At 38.2% G+C, this 19,622-nt stretch carries 14 protein-coding genes; 8 read left to right on the forward strand and 6 right to left on the reverse strand.

Going from position 1 to position 19,622, the window contains the following annotated elements; genetic code table 11:
* Positions 1–6: 6 nt before the first annotated feature.
* From gyrB to LDM92_RS04850, 6 genes are all read right to left on the reverse strand, one after another.
* Entirely contained in the window at positions 7–1,971 is a 1,965-nt protein-coding gene (gene gyrB / locus LDM92_RS04825; RefSeq protein ID WP_223902267.1) for a DNA topoisomerase (ATP-hydrolyzing) subunit B, read from the reverse strand.
* On the reverse strand, positions 1,961–3,100 hold the full coding sequence (recF, locus tag LDM92_RS04830) for a DNA replication/repair protein RecF (RefSeq protein WP_223902268.1): 1,140 nt from the start codon (positions 3,098–3,100) through the stop codon (positions 1,961–1,963). The genes gyrB and recF overlap by 11 nt, the downstream gene beginning before the upstream one ends.
* 3 nt (positions 3,101–3,103) lie before the next feature.
* Positions 3,104–3,313 carry a S4 domain-containing protein YaaA gene (yaaA, locus tag LDM92_RS04835; RefSeq protein WP_223902269.1) on the reverse strand — a complete coding sequence of 70 codons (210 nt, stop codon included), beginning with the start codon at positions 3,311–3,313 and terminating at the stop codon, positions 3,104–3,106.
* A 226-nt stretch (positions 3,314–3,539) separates the two neighbouring features.
* Complete coding sequence (gene dnaN, locus LDM92_RS04840; RefSeq protein ID WP_223902270.1) at positions 3,540–4,670, reverse strand: DNA polymerase III subunit beta; 1,131 nt, start codon at positions 4,668–4,670, stop codon at positions 3,540–3,542.
* A 172-nt stretch (positions 4,671–4,842) separates the two neighbouring features.
* Entirely contained in the window at positions 4,843–6,210 is a 1,368-nt protein-coding gene (gene dnaA, locus LDM92_RS04845; RefSeq protein WP_223902271.1) for a chromosomal replication initiator protein DnaA, read from the reverse strand.
* Between the two features lie 606 nt (positions 6,211–6,816).
* Complete coding sequence (locus tag LDM92_RS04850; protein WP_223902272.1) at positions 6,817–8,658, reverse strand: FAD-dependent oxidoreductase; 1,842 nt, start codon at positions 8,656–8,658, stop codon at positions 6,817–6,819.
* 893 nt (positions 8,659–9,551) lie between these two features.
* Here LDM92_RS04850 and rpmH point away from each other — a divergent pair.
* The 8 genes from rpmH (at position 9,552) to LDM92_RS04890 (ending at position 19,603) form a co-directional block, all read left to right on the forward strand.
* Positions 9,552–9,692 carry a 50S ribosomal protein L34 gene (gene rpmH, locus LDM92_RS04855; RefSeq protein ID WP_003549412.1) on the forward strand — a complete coding sequence of 47 codons (141 nt, stop codon included), beginning with the start codon at positions 9,552–9,554 and terminating at the stop codon, positions 9,690–9,692.
* Between the two features lie 52 nt (positions 9,693–9,744).
* A complete protein-coding gene (gene rnpA / locus LDM92_RS04860) occupies positions 9,745–10,113 on the forward strand; it encodes a ribonuclease P protein component (RefSeq protein ID WP_223902273.1) in 369 nt (122 codons plus the stop codon).
* A gap of 1 nt (position 10,114) precedes the next feature.
* Complete coding sequence (locus LDM92_RS04865; RefSeq protein ID WP_046332870.1) at positions 10,115–10,978, forward strand: membrane protein insertase YidC; 864 nt, start codon at positions 10,115–10,117, stop codon at positions 10,976–10,978.
* A gap of 104 nt (positions 10,979–11,082) precedes the next feature.
* Entirely contained in the window at positions 11,083–12,468 is a 1,386-nt protein-coding gene (gene mnmE, locus LDM92_RS04870) for a tRNA uridine-5-carboxymethylaminomethyl(34) synthesis GTPase MnmE (protein WP_223902274.1), read from the forward strand.
* Between the two features lie 10 nt (positions 12,469–12,478).
* A complete protein-coding gene (gene mnmG, locus LDM92_RS04875) occupies positions 12,479–14,377 on the forward strand; it encodes a tRNA uridine-5-carboxymethylaminomethyl(34) synthesis enzyme MnmG (protein WP_223902275.1) in 1,899 nt (632 codons plus the stop codon).
* A 276-nt stretch (positions 14,378–14,653) separates the two neighbouring features.
* On the forward strand, positions 14,654–16,465 hold the full coding sequence (gene spxB, locus LDM92_RS04880; RefSeq protein ID WP_223902276.1) for a pyruvate oxidase: 1,812 nt from the start codon (positions 14,654–14,656) through the stop codon (positions 16,463–16,465).
* A 110-nt stretch (positions 16,466–16,575) separates the two neighbouring features.
* Complete coding sequence (gene gnd, locus LDM92_RS04885) at positions 16,576–17,961, forward strand: NADP-dependent phosphogluconate dehydrogenase (RefSeq protein WP_223902277.1); 1,386 nt, start codon at positions 16,576–16,578, stop codon at positions 17,959–17,961.
* An 85-nt stretch (positions 17,962–18,046) separates the two neighbouring features.
* A complete protein-coding gene (locus LDM92_RS04890; RefSeq protein ID WP_223902278.1) occupies positions 18,047–19,603 on the forward strand; it encodes a ClC family H(+)/Cl(-) exchange transporter in 1,557 nt (518 codons plus the stop codon).
* The last annotated feature ends 19 nt before the right edge of the window (positions 19,604–19,622 follow it).

The following is a 19,622-nucleotide window of genomic DNA, read 5'->3' on the forward strand; positions in this document are numbered from 1 at the left end:
AACCTCCTATGCATCCAAGTTTTCAACGTATTTAGCGTTAGTTTCAATAAAATTGCGCCGTGGTCCAACTTCGTTACCCATCAGCAATTCAAACACCTCATCAGCATTTTTAGCATATTCTGGGCTGACACGATCAAGTCTTCTATTTTCCGGATTCATGGTAGTATCCCATAATTGTTCCGGATCCATTTCACCTAGTCCCTTATAGCGCTGTACCAATGGCTTAGGACTTGGTTGTAAACTCCCTAAATAGTCATGCAATTCTTCGTCGGTATCTAAGTATCTGACGACTTTGCCTTGACGGACTTGGTATAGAGGCGGACGTGCAATATAAACGTAGCCTTTTTCAATCATCGGCCGCATGTAGTTATAAAAGAGGGTTAAAAGCAGCGTCCGAATATGGGCCCCATCGACATCGGCATCTGTCATAATGATTAATTTATGATAGCGCGCTTTAGAAACATCAAAATCCGCACCAAAACCGGTCCCTAAAGCTGTAAACAGTGAACGGATTTCTTGGTTAGCTAAAATACGGTCCATTGAAGCTTTTTCAACGTTCAAAATTTTACCACGGATCGGTAAAATAGCTTGAGTTAATCTTGAACGTCCTTGTTTAGCAGAACCACCAGCAGAATTACCCTCAACTATGAATAATTCAGAAATGCTGGGGTCGTTACTGGTGTTGTCAGCCAATTTACCAGGCAGGTTGGCAATTTCCAGTCCTGACTTTTTACGCGTAACCTCACGAGCTCGTTTAGCAGCTGTCCGAGCCCGTTCAGCTAATTGGGCCTTTTCAACAATTTTGCGACCAACTTGCGGATTTTCCATTAAGAAACGGTTGAAGGTTTCCGAAAACGCGTGATCAACGGCTGTTCGAGCATCAGAGTTGCCTAATTTAGTTTTAGTCTGGCCTTCAAATTGGGGGTTAGGGTGCTTGACAGAAACTACAGCTGTCATTCCTTCACGAATATCTTCGCCAGAAAGATTATCATCACTGTCTTTTAGCAGTTTAGTTTTATGAGCGTAATCATTAACTACCCGCGTTAAAGCCGTCTTAAAGCCAGCCTCATGCATTCCGCCTTCATAGGTATGGATGTTGTTGGCAAAGGTCATCAACGTTGTTTTATAACCTTTTGTATATTGCAAAGATACCTCAACGTTGATATCGTTGTCATTACCTTCGACATAGATTGGTTCATCGAATAATACTTCTGTATCACGGTTTAAGAAAGAAACATACTCCTGAATACCACCTTCATAGTGATAAACGTCTGTTTCCGCGCTGTCTTTGCGCTTATCGGTAAATGTTAATTTCAAGCCCTTATTTAAAAAGGCCAGTTCACGGATACGATTTTTGAGGATCTTGTCATCAAATGAAGTGGTTTCAGTAAAAATATCGGGATCTGGGAAAAAGTGCACTATGGTACCATGTTCAGATAAAGGCACAGTCCCTGTTACTTTCATTTCATCAACTACGCGACCACGACTAAAGTCAATAAAGTACTTTTTACCGTCACGCATTGTTGTAACATCTAGCTTAGTTGATAAAGCATTCACGACAGAAGCACCCACTCCGTGCAAACCGCCTGAAACCTTATAGCCGCCACCACCAAATTTACCACCGGCGTGTAAGACAGTAAAAACAGTTTCAAGAGCAGGTCGACCCGTCTTTTTTTCAATATCGACCGGAATACCACGACCATCGTCTTGAACAGTGACACTGCCATCTTCATTAATTGTGACTTCAATCTTGCTGGCGAAACCGGCTAAGCTTTCGTCGATACCATTATCAATTATTTCCCACACTAAGTGGTGCAAACCCTGAGAGCTAGTTGAACCGATATACATTCCTGGACGTTTACGGACTGCTTCAAGTCCGCCTAAGACTTGAATCTGACTGGCATTATATTTATCGGCTTCTTTTTCATATTGCTTAATTTGCTTAAGATTTTCTTTGTTATTATCTGCCATGCAATTTCCCCTCTTCTAAATAAATTTGTCCAGATTTTATGCGGTATATTTTCGGCTTCTTAATTATTTCCCAGGAAATACCCTCAAGATCTGTTGTCGTGATAAATGTTTGCGTTTTGCCGTGAATGTAGTTAAGTAAGGCACTTTGACGGTTATGATCAAGCTCACTCATAACATCATCAAGTAGTAATAACGGATATTCATCGGTTAATTGGTGCACAAGCTGGATCTCAGCTAATTTAATACTAAGCGCAATGGTTCTTTGTTGGCCCTGAGAGCCATATAAATGAGCGTTTTTACCGTCAAGTTCAAAGTCAATATCATCCCTATGGGGACCACTCAAAGTAGTACCCTTAAGAATCTCAAGCTTCTGATTGTTTTGAAAATTATTTAATACTTTATGATAAACTTCTTCTACGCTGTCTTTTACCGAAATTTCTTTTACCGATGGCCGATAAATAACCTCAAGTTTTTCAGCACTGGTACTAATGTGAGCGTAGGCATCACGAGCGTATTGATCTAAGTAATTTAAGAATTGAAAGCGACGAACAATTACTTCTGCAGCCACACCTGCCAGCTGATCTGATAAGACTTCTAAAAACATAGTGTCATGAGCTTCGCCTTTGGCTAACTGCTTTAAATAATTGTTTTTTTGCTGCAATACCTGCTTATACTTGCCCGCAAAATAGAGGTATTCCGCACTAATTTGACCAAATTCTTGATCCATAAAGCGTCGTCTTAAATTAGGTGCACCTTTAATCAGGTCTAAATCTTCAGGAGAAAATAAAATAGCGTTCAATTGTCCCACATACTTGGATAATTTCGCTTGTTCGACTCGATTTACCCAAACTTTTTTACCCTTAGTGGTAATTAAAACCCGCAAGGATAAATCAACTTGACTTTTATAAATGTGCCCCGAAACATTGGCATAATCTTTACCAAAAGCAATTAGTTCTTTGTCATTACTGGTTCGGTGGGACCGTGTTAAAGCTAAAAAATAAATTGCTTCAAGCAGATTAGTTTTGCCTTGCGCATTTTGTCCTATAAAAATATTGACGTTAGGATCAAAATCAACTTCAAATTGCTGCAAATTGCGGTAATTTTGAGCGATAAAATGCTTGAGATACATAACCTACCGCAATTCGTAAGATTCTTGGTTAACTTCAAGTTTATCACCGGAGCGTAATTTCTTACCCCGCCTATTTTCTTTGACTCCATTCACTAAGACCGGATTTTCTTGCAGATACCACTTAGCTTGACCACCTGAAGAAATAATACTTTCTTCTTTTAAAAACTGCCCTAGAGTAATGTATTCACTCGTTACTTTAAATTCTTTGATCATAACCACCTTCACCCTTTAAATACCTATAATAAGTATATTCGTTTCACAAGCAAAAAACAACTAAAAGCCCATATAAAGCCATATAAACGGATTTTTTTCAAATAAACAATTCATAGTGATTGCCCTTAAAAATAAATCAGCAAGCTTTTGTGGTCGTTTATAAAAATTTTGCCAGAAAAAAAGCCATCAATTGATGACTTTTTCTTTTTGTTAAGTTTGACAATGATTAAAATGTTCTAACCGGTGTAATTAATTGAACAAAATTAATATCAGTTTTATCTGGATTCACAGTAAATGGACGTAGCGGCTGGGTGAAATCCATAATGACAGAATCTGTTACTGAAGCTTTTAGCGCATCACGCAAATAATCCGGGTTGAAGGAAATCTTTAAATTGTTACCTTCAAGTTTCTTGAAACTAACGTCTTCTTCTACATTACCAATTTCTGCTGATTCACCAGACAATTTTGCACTTTGTTTTTCAGTATCTAATGTTAAATCGACCACATTATTGCGTCCTGCATGTGTTAATAGGCTTGCCCGATCAAGCGCACTGGAAAGTTCCATTAAGTCAAATTCTACAGTTGTTGTGCTATCAGTTGGAATCAGGCGCTCAGTATCAGGGTAACTACCTTCAAGTAAACGTGAATAAAACAGAATGTTACCAATTTCAAAAAGTACTTGATTTTCACCAGGACAAACTTTAATTTCTGGATCTGTTTCACCGATAATCCGAGCAAGCTCAAGTAAGCTTTTTCCAGGTATAATCAGATCTGTTTTTGTTTGTGGCCCATTTTCTAAAGTTAATGCGCGACTGGATAATCTGTGAGAGTCTGTGGCCACAGCATGTATCTTGTCAGGACTAAAAGTAAAGTGGACACCTGTCAAAACTAGGCGACTTTCCTGCGTTGCCACTGCAAATTGAGTTTCGTTGATAATTTCACGAAAAGTTTTCCCCGAAATAACAAAAGAGGACTCGTCTGGAATTTCCGGTAATCTGGGATAGTTATTGGCATCTAAGCCATTGATAGTAAATTCACTGTTTTCAGAGATAATTTGGGTCTGAAAACTTTCTTTAACTTCTAATGAAAATTCTTTTCCTGGCAATCTTCTAATTATTTCACTAAAAAACCGAGCCGGTAAAACAATTGAACCTGTTGAGTCAACAGTTAAATCTTCACTTACTGGTATTTTAATTTCAATTGAAATATCAGTATCACTACCAGTTAGAAGTAACTCATCTTCAGTCAAATTAATTTTTATTCCACTAAGAATTGGAATTGTTGCTCTTGAAGAAATAGCATGCATTACATTGTTTAAATTGTCTAAGAAAAGATTTCTGTTTACTGTAAATTTCATTTGGTGCCTCCTGTTATTTTGTCTGTTTCCTTTATATTAATTATATATTTAATTAGTAGTATTAGTAGGTCCTGTGATTTCTGTTGAAAAGTTACATAGTTCTTAAAATAACGTAATTATTACGGTTAAGAAAATGTGTAAAAGTTTCTTTTTTATCCACAATTAATAACTTTTAACGGTCAAGCATTTGCTTTAAATCAAATACTGCAGTCTTGATATCAGAATTTGTTTTAATTTCCCGACTGATTTTTTCGTAAGCATGCATCACAGTTGTGTGATCCTTGCCGCCAAATTCCTGTCCGATTTTAGGCAAGCTGGAATCAGTCAATTCGCGGGACAAGTACATTGCAATTTGCCTGGGAACCACAATTTGCCTGACCCGCTTTTTTCCTTTCAATTCAGTTGTTGAAGTTTGGAAATAATTAGCAACAACTTCTTGAATTTTAGAAATCTGCAGTCCCTGATTCTTTTGAACTAGTTTAAGGTCTGCCAAAGCTTCTCGAGCCAAATTAACATTAATATCTTCATGCTCAATTGTGGCGTGGGCTTGTACTTTTACCAAAGCCCCCTCAAGTTCACGAATGTTAGTGTCAACTTGTGAAGCAATATAGTCTAAAGTACTGTCGTCGATTGTTAAATTTTCAGCTTCAGCTTTTTTGCGTAGAATTGCAATGCGCGTTTCCAAATCTGGAGGGGTAATTTCGACTTGCAAACCCCAAGTGAAACGAGATACCAATCTTTCTGATAGATCAGGAATTTCTGTTGGCAGGCGATCACTCGTCATGACTATTTGCTTTTGATCATTATAAAGGGTCTCAAAAGTATGGAAAAATTCTTCCTGAATACCCTCTTTTTTAGCGAAAAATTGAATATCATCTACAAGTAGCAAGTCGCAAGTGCGATATTTTGCGCGAAATTGATCCTGAGTTTTATTTTTGATTGAGTTTATAAAATCATTAACAAAAGTTTCGCTTTGAATATAAACGACTTTCGCATTGGGACGCTCTGCCAGCATTTGATGCCCAATAGCTTGCATCAAGTGCGTTTTTCCTAGCCCCACGCCACCAAAAATAAAAAGGGGGTTGTAAAAACTACCAGGACTGTCAGCGACTGCCAAAGCTGCACCTGCAGCCAACTTATTGCCTTCACCCTGAACGAAATTATCGAAGGTGTACTTTTCGTTAAGCTTAAGATTACGGACAAATGCATTTTCCATTTGCGGTCGTGCATTTTCTGACATTGACTCTGTTTTTGGCTTAGGTGTTACAAGGCGCTCAGTACTTTTGTCACCTTCAATTTGAAAAACAGGCATGACTTCAATATTAGCGTAACCGTAGGCAGATTGAATTAATTGTGAAGCCAAATTTTTCTCCCAATACCCTTTGGTTACGGGATTTTGCACAGCAATTTTTAGTTCATGAGTTTCCTTATTATAGGAAACTGGTCTGGTATTTTTAAACCATGCATTATAAGCAACTTCATTAAAATGTTCACGCATCTCGCTATTGAAATGATGCCAAAATTTATTAATGTCAAACAAAATAATTCCCTCCGCGTACGTTAAGCAAAACTTATTTTACCATCTAATAAAAATGTTTTCCACAAGTGCACAAAAAGAATTCAGAATTAACAAGCTGTGGATATAATTTACAGATAAATACACAAAAATGTAAGTAGAATTTCTATGTTTTTGCTTATTTACATGGTTAGCTGTGGAAATCTTTTGCTTTAATAGCAGTAAATTTGACGGAATGTGAAACATATTATCCACATAGTGTGCAAAACTTTTTAAACAAGCTGTAGATTGTGGATAAAGCTGTGTAAAATGCTGTGAGTTTGATTTTGTGGATAATTTAAGGACTGCTATTTTAAACAAGCAAAACGAAGTTTAAATGGAAAATTGCCTTTTGTCTTAACATAAAATAAAAGTAATAAAAGCTAATATAACTAACAATTGTTACTTTTAAAATTCTTACTGCTAATAACATAATGCTTATACTTGCTTGGTTATGCGCTGGCAGATAATTTTATGAATAATTTTGAAGAGTGTTTGTAAGTCTATTAAAACTTGTAAATGAATAAAAAGCGTCTCTACTAAAATAAAATTAGTAAAAACGCTTTTTACAATTTTCTAAAAATCAATCTTTTAATATTCTGATGAACCGGTTGTTACATCAGTTTCTGCAGGCGTAACATTGACTTCTTCTACTAAACCGGAGAGGACTCTGCCGACTCTGCGGCCTGAATGCATTCCCTCGGCTAAGGCAGTACCTGATGATGGGTAATAATTTGCATTCCAGCCACCAGAGTTGCAGCCGACAGCATACAGGTGAGCAATCTTTCGGTCATCTTGATCAACTACTTCATAATTAGTAGTTACTTTTAAGCCGCCAATTGCACCAAAATTGCTGTCCTTGTGAGCATAAGCATAGAATGGAGCATGTAATTCTTGCAGGCCTTCTTTACGACCAAACTCTTTGTCCGCACCATTTGCGGCGTTTTTATTCCAGGTCTCTAGTTGCTGCGTTAAGTTTTCAGCTGGTACGTTGATTTTAGCAGCTAATTCTGCAATTGAGTCTGCTTTAAACATTTGTCTGGAATTAATATCCTTCTCCGTGTCTGCAGCAGATTTCCAAGGTGTAAATGGAGCAGAGAAAGTCGATGAATCGAAGATCTGCCAAGTCGGCTTATTCCAAATTAATTCTTGCTGATAGGTAGCACGGGTTAGATAGCCGTAAGTAGTATCTTCGTTAACATAACGTTTACCATTGCCATTTACGTAAAACATTGGTGGCGTCGGCAAATTATCTGCTGCACCTACATTGCTCTTAAAATCAACATCCATAGAGCCGCCCAAACCTTCAGTTGCAGCGTTAAGTGCTAATCCCATCAAAATACCGTCGCCGGTATCGTATTTAGAATTAGTCAAGGCATGATTTTTAATATCACGATATTGCTGAGGCGCAAATTCTTTAGCTAATTTTTCGTTATAGTCAATACTTGCAGTAGCAAGGACTACTCCTTTATTAGCGCGATAGTAACTAGTTTTGCCTTTGCAATTTGTTACTACGCCAACAACTGATTTGTCAGTATAGCTGTTAGTTACTAAATTAATTACAGGAGTATCAAAGAAAATTTTTATTCCCAGACGGTCAGCTTCTTTTCTAACAGCGTCAATCATTACGCAGCCACTGCCTAAACCGCCGCCGTGTTCATAAACGTGAATTCTTTGCGCAAAGTAATCTTTGTTTTCATAAGGAATGACTCTGTGGCCATAGACAGAGGTCCATTTTATTCCTAAACTTGCCAGCCATTCGATGTTATTAGCAGAATCCTCGGCTAATTCTTTTATCATTTGAGGATTTACTCTGCCTTCACCGGCTTGAATTAATTCTTGAGCATGTAGTTCAGGATTGTCATTTTGATAGCTTGTAAATTCTTTTTGATATTTATCGCCAGAACCCTGAATAACGCCAGCGGAATAATTACTAGTTCCGCCGACCATACCAGTTTTTTCAAAAATAACTACGTTGTTGCCATGCTTTTTGGCTTCAATAGCAGCTGATAATCCGGAGATACCTGAACCAACGACAATCACGTCATAGGTATCATTAAATTGCACTTGAGAAGCGATATACTTGTTACTGTTTACTTTGGCATAAACCGGATAGTTTGGCTTCTTACTTGGTTTTACTTTAGGATTAACAGCATCGTCTGCAGTTAATTTTCCCTGGGCAACTTCCAAGGCTTTATTTACGCCATTAACAACTGCTGAAGTACTTACTGAAGCGGATGTAACAACATCAATATCAGTATTGCCTGCTTTTTCAATTCTGTTAATCATCGTTGGAATTGCATAGGATCCAACTGTATATGGCTGGATACCGTCAACTGCAACTTTGATTATTTTACCATCCTTTAATGTAACGTTACTGGTTAATAAGCTGTGAAAGCCTTGAGCAGCACCTTTAAAAACACCACTTACCATAAAAATCTCCTTTTTTATATCAAAATTATTTAAAGCACTATGGAAAGCGCTTGTCTACAAAGTCAATTTTATCATTAATAAGTAATAGAATGATTAAAAAAGTGTAAAGAATGTGAAATACTGAGTAAACTAAATTGATCTTAAAATAATGTTATTGTGGCAAGTAAGTGCACTCTTTGAAAAAGGTTTCAAAATCAATACCATGATATTATTTAGAGAAATTTGTGAAAGGTAAAACAAAACTCATAATTAAATTTGATAGTAAAGTTATGAGCAAGCTTTTTTTGATACAATTAACAGTGCAGAATAATCTAATTATAAGCAACTGAAAATATTTCTTTTTATGAGGCACCAATATGAATTATCAAGATTATGTTGAGATTATGTTGAGCTAGGTTTAAAAGATGACAGCAATTTAAAGCTGATTCTTAAAGGAAATGTAGAAAATAACGGCCATAATAAGATTGGGGTCGTCAGCGTTGTTTACATTACAAAGGATGTTGAAAAAGCTAAACAAAAATTAAGTGAATTAAATGCCAGTAAGAAAGAAGAAGACTATTACATGATTTATAGCTGCCCTTTAGATAAATATTTACCAGATCTGGGGCACTATCCGTCAATTGAAATTACGCAAGGTGACTTGTCCTAGGGTATATCTTTAGATATGAACGGGATAAAATTAAAATCAGGTCACATCTTTGGATAAGGAAAATGGAGATTATAAAGTTAGCCAAGCGCTTTAATGAAAAAGGTCAAGTCCTATTAGAATGAGGCCGTATATTTAGGTAATAAATTCGCATTTTTTGACTTTTTACTTGGTTTTTTACTTTAATCATGGTATTCTAGATATTAAATTGTGCAGTCTGCATACAAAAAATTGGAGGTGTAGTTTAATGACAACTAAAAGAACTTACCAACCTAAAAAGCGTCACCGTTCAAGAGTTCATGGCTTTATGAAACGGATGAGTACATCTAATGGCCGTAAGGTTTTGGCTAGACGCCGTGCAAAGGGTAGAAAAGTCTTATCTGCTTAAACCACTGAAATCCCAGTGGTTTTTTTAATTTATAAGAGTGGAATGAAACGTTTTGAGAAAGTCTTATCGCGTTAAAACAGAAAATGATTTTCAAACAGTTTTTAAATCAGGTAATTCAGTAGCAAATCGGGCTTTTGTTGTTTATCAACTGGATAAACCGGAAAACAAGCATTTTCGCGTTGGTATTTCTGTTGGTAAAAAAGTCGGGCATACTGCTGTAGTTCGTAATCGCCTCAAACGTTATATTCGTGCAGTTCTTACGGAAAATAAACCTTTAATTAAGCCACATGTTGATTTTCTAGTCATTGCTAGACCGTATGCGCGTAATTTTAGATGGGATGATGTTCGTAAGAACCTCTTGCATGCACTCTTTTTAGCCAATATAATTGAAGAGATACCGAATAAAGTTGAGGAAAATTAGAGTGAAAGACATTTTAACTAAAAAGAATGTCAAGCGTCTACTTGTACTGCTGACAGTGGTTGCATTAGCAGTTGTTTTAACAGGATGTGCATCCACTGGCACGCTAAAACCAGTTTCACATACAAGTGGCAGCTGGTGGGATCGCTGGGTCATTTATTATATGTCCACGTTTTTGTTGTGGCTGTCGAAACTGATTGGCAACAATTACGGCTGGGCAATTATTATCTTTACAATCATTGTACGGCTAATTTTGTATCCGCTTAGTGCAATTCAGATTAAGAGCACTACTAAGATGCAAAAAATTCAGCCGGAAATGGACGCTTTGCGTAAGAAATATCCTGGCAGCGATACAGAGTCGCGTACTTTACTTTCGCAAGAAACAAATAAGCTCTATAAAGAAGCTGGGGTTAATCCCTATGCCGGCTGTTTGCCTTTAATTATTCAGATGCCAGTTATGCTTGCATTATACGGAGCGATTGCGCAAACTCCCCAGCTCATGACTGGCCACTTTATGTGGATGGATTTAGGTAAGCCTGACCCATACTTTATTATGCCGATTTTATCAATGATTTTGACATTTGCGTCAACATACATTAGTCAACTTTCAATGCCAAAGGAATCACAGACTTTGTCATCAAAAATTATGACTTACGGGATGTCAATTATGGTTGGTGTAATGGGGATTTACTTCCAGTCAGCTATTGTTGTTTACTGGGTAATTTCTAATTTATTCCAGGTAGTTCAGACTTTTATTCTGCAGAACCCAATTAAATATCGGCGTGAGCAGGAAGAAAAAGAGCGCCAGGAGCGTGAACGTAAACGGCAACTGAGAAGAACGTATAAACGGTTAAAACGCAGAAAATAATATTAATCTAAATTAATGATTTAGATAAAGTAGTCAAAGTGCTTTATCCATCATGATTATTCATGGTGGAATAATGCGCTTTTTTTATTGAAAAGGAGAAAATCATGGCACAAACTTTAACGGAGTTTGATACAATTGCAGCGATTTCAACGCCAATTGGTGAAGGTGGGATTTCTATTGTCCGCATGTCTGGTGAAGAAGCAGTTAAAATTGCCAATCAGGTTTTCAAGGGTGCGAATTTAACTAAAGTGCCGACGCATACTATTCATTATGGACATATAGTTGATCCTGCAAGTGAGCAGGTGATTGACGAAGTTATGGTATCTGTAATGCTGGCACCTAAGACTTTTACCAGGGAAGATATTGTTGAAATTAATTGTCATGGCGGCATTGTTGTCACTAATCGTATTTTGCAATTATTATTAAAAACTGGTGCGCGCATGGCCGATCCTGGTGAATTTACTAAAAGGGCGTTTGTTAATGGTCGCATTGACTTAACTCAGGCTGAAAGCGTAATGGATATTGTGCGCGCTAAAACTGATAAGGCCCGGCAAGTGGCTGAAAATCAGCTGCAAGGCGGCTTACTTGAGAAAATTAGGGCAATGCGGCAGGAAATCTTAGATACACTAGCCAATGTCGAAGTTAATATTGATTATCCTGAGTATGATGCGGATACTGTCACAGCCAAGCAGATGACCAGTGTTTCCCAGACAGTTATTGCTAAAATAGATAAATTGCTCAAAACGGCAAGTGAAGGAACGGCGTTACGTAACGGCTTAGCTACTGCAATCATTGGTCAACCTAATGTCGGGAAATCATCTTTACTTAATTATCTGACTCAAAGTGATACGGCAATCGTGACAGATGTTGCCGGCACGACGCGTGACACATTAGAAGAATATGTCTCGGTTAAAGGCGTCCCCTTAAAATTAATTGATACTGCCGGCATCAGACATACTGATAATAAGGTAGAAAAAATTGGGGTTGAACGTTCCAAAAAAGCACTGGCAAAAGCTGATTTGGTTCTACTCTTGTTTGATTCAAGTAAGGAATTAACTCAAGAAGACTATGCCTTAATTGATGCTACTAGTGGGAAAAAGCGAATTGCCATTTTGAACAAAACGGATTTGGGGCAAAAAGTTTCTGCTGCTCAGGTTAAAAAGCTGACTGAAAGTCCAGTAATCGCCATTTCAATTTTAAAGGAGCAAAATCTTGCTCAGTTAGAAGATGCAATTAAGGAGCTGTTTTTCCAGGGTATTGAGAATTCTAACGATCAAGTAATGGTAACCAACCAGAGACAAGTAGGCCTGCTGGAAAAGGCCAAAAAGCAGCTGCAAGATGTCGTTCAGGCGTTAAAAGACGAAGTACCTTTAGATATTGCCCAAATTGATTTCAACGGTGCTTGGGATACATTAGGCCAGATTACAGGAGAAAGTAGTCCGGATGAATTAGTTAATGAGTTATTTAGTCAATTTTGTTTAGGAAAATAGGTGGAAGTTAATGATTAAGAGTTATGACTCAAATGATTATGATGTCATTGTAGTTGGGGCTGGTCACGCTGGCAGTGAGGCTGCTTTAGCTAGTGCCAGAATGGGCCAAAAAACACTACTGTTAACGATTAGTCTTGATATGGTGGCATTTATGCCCTGCAATCCGTCAGTAGGTGGCCCAGCAAAGGGTACGGTAGTGCGAGAAATTGATGCTTTAGGCGGCCAAATGGGTAAAAATATTGATGCAACCTATATTCAGATGCGCATGTTAAATACGGGTAAAGGACCAGCTGTACGGGCCTTGCGGGCACAAGCTGATAAATGGCAATACCATGAGCAGATGAAAAAAGTGATTGAAGAAACGCCTAATTTGACTTTAAGGCAGGCGACAGTTGATGAACTGATTGTCGAAGATGGGGTCTGCAAAGGCTTAATTACTAATACTGGGGCTAAATATCACGCTAAAAGTGTTGTTTTAACCACTGGTACGTCAGCTCGCGGGCGCATTTTTATTGGTGAATTGAATTATTCATCTGGTCCTAACAATACTGTTCCAGCAATTAAATTATCAGAAAATCTGGAGAAATTAGGATTCAAACTGCGCCGTTTTAAAACGGGTACGCCTCCTCGTGTTAATAGCAACACCATTGATTACTCTAAAACTGAGGAAGAACCTGGTGATAAAGTTCCGCGTCATTTTTCTTATGAAACTAAAGATGAAGACTACCTCAAAAATCAGGTTTCCTGCTGGATGACATATACTAATAAAACTACACATAAAATAATCAACCAAAACCTGACCCGGTCTCCAATGTTTTCAGGAGAAATTAAGGGAGTGGGACCACGTTATTGTCCCTCAATTGAAACCAAAGTAGTTCGTTTTGCGGACAAGCCGCGTCATCAGATTTTTCTAGAGCCAGAAGGTAAAAATACTAAAGAAGTTTATGTCGGCGATTTTTCAACCTCAATGCCGGAAGAAATTCAGTTAAAAATGCTGCATTCGGTTGCTGGCCTTGAAAACGCGGAATTGATGCGCCCAGGCTACGCCATTGAATACGATGTAATCGATCCCTGGCAGTTAAAACATACCTTGGAAACTAAAAATATCAAAAATTTATTCACTGCGGGCCAAATGAATGGCACATCAGGCTATGAAGAAGCGGCAGGACAAGGTCTGATTGCTGGTATTAATGCCGCTTTGCGAGCTGCCGGTCAGCCGGGCTTTACCTTAGGTCGTGATGAAGCTTATATCGGTGTTTTAATCGATGATTTAGTAACTAAGGGGACAGAAGAGCCTTATCGTTTACTAACTTCACGTGCAGAGTACCGTTTGATTTTGCGTCATGACAATGCTGATTTGCGTTTGACGGATTACGGTTTTCAACTGGGCTTAATCTCTGAAGAGCGCTATTCCCAGTTTTTAGCAAAGAAAGAACAAATTGCGCAGGCTGCTAATGCTGTTAAAAAGATTACTGTTCACCCCACTAAAGAGGTACAAGACTACCTTGCAAGTATCGGAGAAGACAAGCTTAAAGCTGGTGTTAAAGCAGATGTTTTCTTAAGAAGGCCCAAAGTTAGGGTAGCGGATATTGAACGCTTGACGGGGATGCCTATTTCGAATGAACGCTATGTCAGGGAGCAGATTGAAATCAACGTTAAGTATGCTGGCTATATCAAAAAGGAGCAGCAGCAAATTAATAAATTACACCGTCAGGAAGCAAAGAAAATTCCTGCAGACATCGACTATAATGCAATTGATGGTTTAGCAACGGAAGCGCGCGAAAAATTTGCCAAAATTAGGCCAGAAACAATTGCGCAGGCTGAACGGATTTCGGGAGTTAATCCGGCAGACATGGCAATTCTAAGCGTTTACGTGCAAAATGGTCGCTACGCTAAAATTCATAAATAAATTTAGTAAAAACTTAAAACTTATAAAAAATATTTTTCTTTAAATAATGCACACAAAAGAATACACAAATTTTATGGTAATGATCAGATAATCACAAATATGATTATTGCTATTACCTAAAAGTTATAAATTAATTGCTTAACTTTGTGAAGATAATATTTTTACAAAGCGCTTACATCTTGTGATAATCGTTAATTTTGGTCACTTGAAATTGTGAAATTATATGTTTTAATACAATATGTAAGTAAACATGTATTTAAGGAGATGCACTTTAAAATGGCAAAAATTAATGGCGCAAATGCCATGCTCCAAGTTCTATTGGACTGGCATATTGATCATATTTATGGTTTTCCGGGTGGCTCATTTGACTCAACAATGAATGCTATCCATGACTTTAAGGGTAAGATGAAGTATATTGAGGTTCGGCATGAAGAAGCCGGTGCTTTAGCTGCTTCAGCTGAGTATAAATTTACTGGCAAGGTCGGCGTATGTTTTGGTTCAGCCGGTCCTGGTGCTGTTCACTTGATGAACGGTTTGTATGACGCAAAATACGACAAGGTACCTATGGTAGCTATCGTAGCTAACGTTCCAACTGGTCGTCAGGATATGGATTTCTTCCAAGCTTTTGATGAAAAGCCTTGGTTTGATCCAGTCGCTGTTTGGGATCACCAAATCAAGCGCGCAGATCAAATTCCTGCAATGATGGATGAAGCAATCCGTCAAGCATATGCTAAGAAGGGTCCAGCTGTCTTAATTCTTCCTAAGGACTTTGGCTGGGACAAGATTGATGACAATTTCCGTGTAAATTACAATGCATTGCAAGCAATTCCTAATTATGCAGCTCCAAGAAAAGACGAAGTTGAAGCAGCTGTAAAGGTTCTTGAAGAAGCAAAGAACCCAGTTGTTTACTTCGGTTTAGGTATGAAGGGTCATGGCGATGTCTTAGAAAAATTCGCTGAAAAATTCAAGACTCCATTGATGTCTTCAGTTATGGCTAAGGGTGTTGTTGAAGATAAATGCCCAGCTTACATGGGTTCAATTGGTCGTGTTGCTCCTAAGCCAAGTGACGATATTCAAACTCATGCAGATGCTGTTATCTGGGTAGGTAATGACTCACCATTTTCATTGTTCTTCTTTGACCCTAAGGCTAAAGTTGTACAAATTGATGTTGACTCAGAAAAATTAGGTAAGCGTCACGCAGTTGATGTTCCAATTTTGGCTGACGGTGCTAAGACTTTACAAGCTATTATTGATGCTGGTCAAGCTCGTGAAGAGTCACCACTTTATAAGGCTGCTATTGCAGATCGTCAAAACTGGGAAGAATGGGAGCACAGCTTTGATGATTCAGACGAAATGCCAATTCGCCGTGAACCAATCTTTGACATCATCAACAAATATGCTGATGATGATGCACAATTTGCTATTGATGTTGGTAACATCAACATTGACTTCCAACGTTTAGTAAACTTGCATGATGACCAAACTTGGGCAACTTCAGGCTTGTACGCAACTATGGGCTTTGGTTCACCAGCTGCACTTGCTGCTGCAACTGCTCACCCAGAACGCGAAGTTTGGAACTTGAGTGGTGATGGTGGTTTTGCCATGATGAGCCAAGAATTGTTGACTGAAGCTCGCTACAACATGCATATTTTAAACGTTGTCTTTACAAATGAAACTTTAGGTTACATTGAAGCTGAGCAAGTTGATGAATCACACCAACCATTATCAGGTGTTATTATGCCTAATAACGACTGGGCTAAGGTTGCTGAAGGTATGAACGTGAAGGGTGTAACTGTACGCACTAAGAAGGAATTCGAAGACGCAGTTAAGGAATTCAAGCAAATGGATGGACCAATGTTGGTTGACATTAAGTTCACTCATGACATGCCTTACTCAAGTGAATTGAATGCTCTTGATGATCCAGAATTTGTTAAGAAGTATCAAGCAGAAGCATTGAAACCATTTAGCTACTTTGCTGACAAGTACGGCGTGGTAGCAGATGTTGCTTCAGGTGCTTCAGAAGCTGAAGAAGAGGAGCCGGAGCCAGAACCAGAGCCTGACACAACTTCAGGTGCTTCAGCTCACTAATAGCCCTATATATTGGTTTGAAAAAAGCGAAACTTTTTGAAAGTTTCGCTTTTTTGCGGTCTTACAAGTATAATGATAGAGTATGAAACTTAAAAGATGGAGGACTATAAATGCAACAGTTCGGAATTATAGGCTTATCAGTAATGGGTAAGAACCTTGCTTTGAATGTAAGAAATAATGGCTTTTCCGTTTCTGGTTTTTCTATTGATAAACCAGAAGTAGATGCTTTTGCTAAATATGAAGATGATAAGTTGAAACCAACATATTCATGGGAAGAATTTGTTGATTCTTTGGAAAAACCACGTAAGATTTTAATCCAAATTGCGGCTGGTAAACCAGTCGATGAAACTTTACAAAAATTATTACCACTTTTGGATAAAGGCGATATTTTACTTGACGGTGGAAATTCAAACTTTCATGATACTAACCGGCGCTATCATGAAATGGAACAACATGGTATTCACTTTATTGGCATGGGTGTTTCAGGCGGTGAAGAGGGTGCTTTAAATGGTCCAGCTTTGATGCCGGGTGGAGATGAAGATGCTTATAAGAAAGTCGCTCCGATTTTAGAAGCAATTGCAGCTAAAAACTCTGAAGGTCATCCATGCGTCAGCTTTATTGGGCCTGAAGGCAGCGGTCACTATGTTAAGATGGTACATAACGGGATCGAATATGGCATTATGCAGGAATTTTCTGAAGTTTATGATATCCTACGTAAAGTTGCAGGCAAAACAAATGATGAAATGTCAGCTATTTTTGCTCACTGGAACGAGGGGCTGGTTAAAGCCTACCTAAGTGAGATTACGGCTGAGGTTTTAAAGCAAAAAGATAACCTAACCCCTGACCATGTAATTGATCATATATTAAACGTGGCTTCTTATAAGGGTACTGGGAACTGGATGTTGGAAGACGGTGTTCATCTGGGAGCTCCAATCAGCGTTATTGCAGAAGCAGTTATTAGTCGCTTCATGTCTAAGGCCACTACTCGTGAAGGTAAAGAAATAAAGTGGAATGGTGAAGTCCCTCAAGATTTGATTGATAATTTGGGTAAAGCACTACAATTATGCCAAGCTGTTGCTTATGCTCAAGGCTTCCAACAACTAAAAATGGCTGCTGATGCATATAACTGGGACTTACGGTATCCTGCAATTGCTCAATCTTGGGAAGCAGGCTGCATTATTCGCTCATCTATGCTAAAAGATATTGAAAAGGCATTTGCTGAGGGTAAAAAACTCGACAACATGTTCCAAGATCCTTACTTTAAAGACTTAATGGATAAAAATATCCCAGCATTACGTAATGTAATTGTACTGGCAACTAAAGCTGGTATTCCAACACCAACATTAAGTGCATCATTAAACTACTTGGAATCAATTTTCAATCCTAGTCTACCTGCAAACTTAATTCAGGGTCAACGCGATTACTTTGGTGCTCATACATACTATAGAAACGACCGTGATGGAGTTTATCACACAGAATGGTATGAAGAAAAATAATGTTACACGTGTAACAACTAAAACCAGTTAAAGTCTTGACTTAACTGGTTTTTTGCTAGTGTTAAATAAAGAAAGTGGAGGTAAAATGAGAGATAAAAAAGTACAGATAAAACTCTTAGTAGAAGCTATACTAGTAGGGCTTGCTAGTGGCTTTGTCGTGGGAATTTTTCGCTTTGGCATAGGAAAGATGACGGAGCTGTGGCTTAACTTGTTTCACGTGGCACATCAGAATGCATTATGGTTTATCCCAATTATATTTGGCCTTATTTTAGTTGGATTAATCGCAGGTTATTTTGTTAAGCAATATCCCCATGTTGGCGGGTCTGGTATCCCGGAAGTTAAATTGCAACTTGAAGGAAATTTAACCTTACAATGGTGGCCCACATTATGGCGTAAAGTTATTGGGGGTATTTTAGTGATCAGTACAGGCCTATTTTTAGGCCCTGAGGGGCCTTCTTTGCAAATAGGCTCAACTATCGGTCAAGGCGTTGGCGAGGGCACTAAGGAGTCGAAAACTAATTCTCGAGTACTATTAGCTACCGGAGCGGCCAGTGGATTAGCTGCAGCTTTTGGAGCACCATTAAGTGGTGCGTTATTTGTACTTGAAGAAGTTTTTCATAATTTCTCTCCCCGCGTTTGGCTAAATGCACTTGCAGGTGCTTTAGTGTCGGATTTTGTTGTTTCAAATATTTTTGGCCAAAAACCGTCTTTGTCTCTTGTTTATCGCCATAGTTTTCCAGTAAAACTATATGGCTATTTGTTACTTTTAGGCTTAATTTTAGGTTTACTAGGTCACCTTTATAAAGTTGGTTTATTTAAAGGAAAAAAGTTATATGCTAAAATTACTTTCTTACCTAGTTGGCTATATGGATTAATACCTCTTATTTTATTGATACCAATTGCTTATTTTTGGCCCTTAATTACTGGTCCGGGAAATAGATTGATTTTAGCATTACCACAAATTATTAAACAAAGTAGCTGGAAAATAGTTGGTATGTTACTGCTTTTCTTTATTGTGAGAATTATTTTTTCTATTATTTCTTATGATTCGGGCTTGCCTAGTGGTATTTTCTTGCCAATATTGACAATGGGTGCTGTAATCGGGGCAAGCTACGGCCTTATTTTGGTTCAATTACATTTATTGCCTACAAAATTAGTAATTAATTTGATTATTTTCGCAATGGCTGGGTTCTTTGCTGCTGTAATTCGAGCTCCATTTACTGCTATTATATTAATTACGGAAATGGTGGGGTCACTGCTGCATTTAATGCCTTTGGCTGTGGTAGCTTTTGTTGCCCTGCTAGTTGATGAATTGCTTAATGGAGACCCAATTTATGGCACATTGGCGCGAGCAATGGTCGCAAACAATAAGGAACCTACCCCCGCGATATCAGGTAAAACTGATCAACTAACGGTACCAATTTATGAGGATAGTCAGCTCGCAGGCAAAAAAATCATGCAGATTAAGTGGCCTAAACATACATTGGTTAAGGCAGTGTATCATGATGGCCAGTATCTGATTCCCAACGGACGAACATTAATTAAAGCTGGTGATTCATTAGTTTTAACACTAGATGCCGGCCAACGTGGAGAAGTATTTGGCCAGATTAAACAAATGCAAAGAGTAAAATATGATGGCTAAAGGGTGTAAAGAAAATCAT

This window comes from Lactobacillus laiwuensis, from assembly GCF_019972835.1.
Lineage (GTDB): Bacteria > Bacillota > Bacilli > Lactobacillales > Lactobacillaceae > Lactobacillus > Lactobacillus laiwuensis.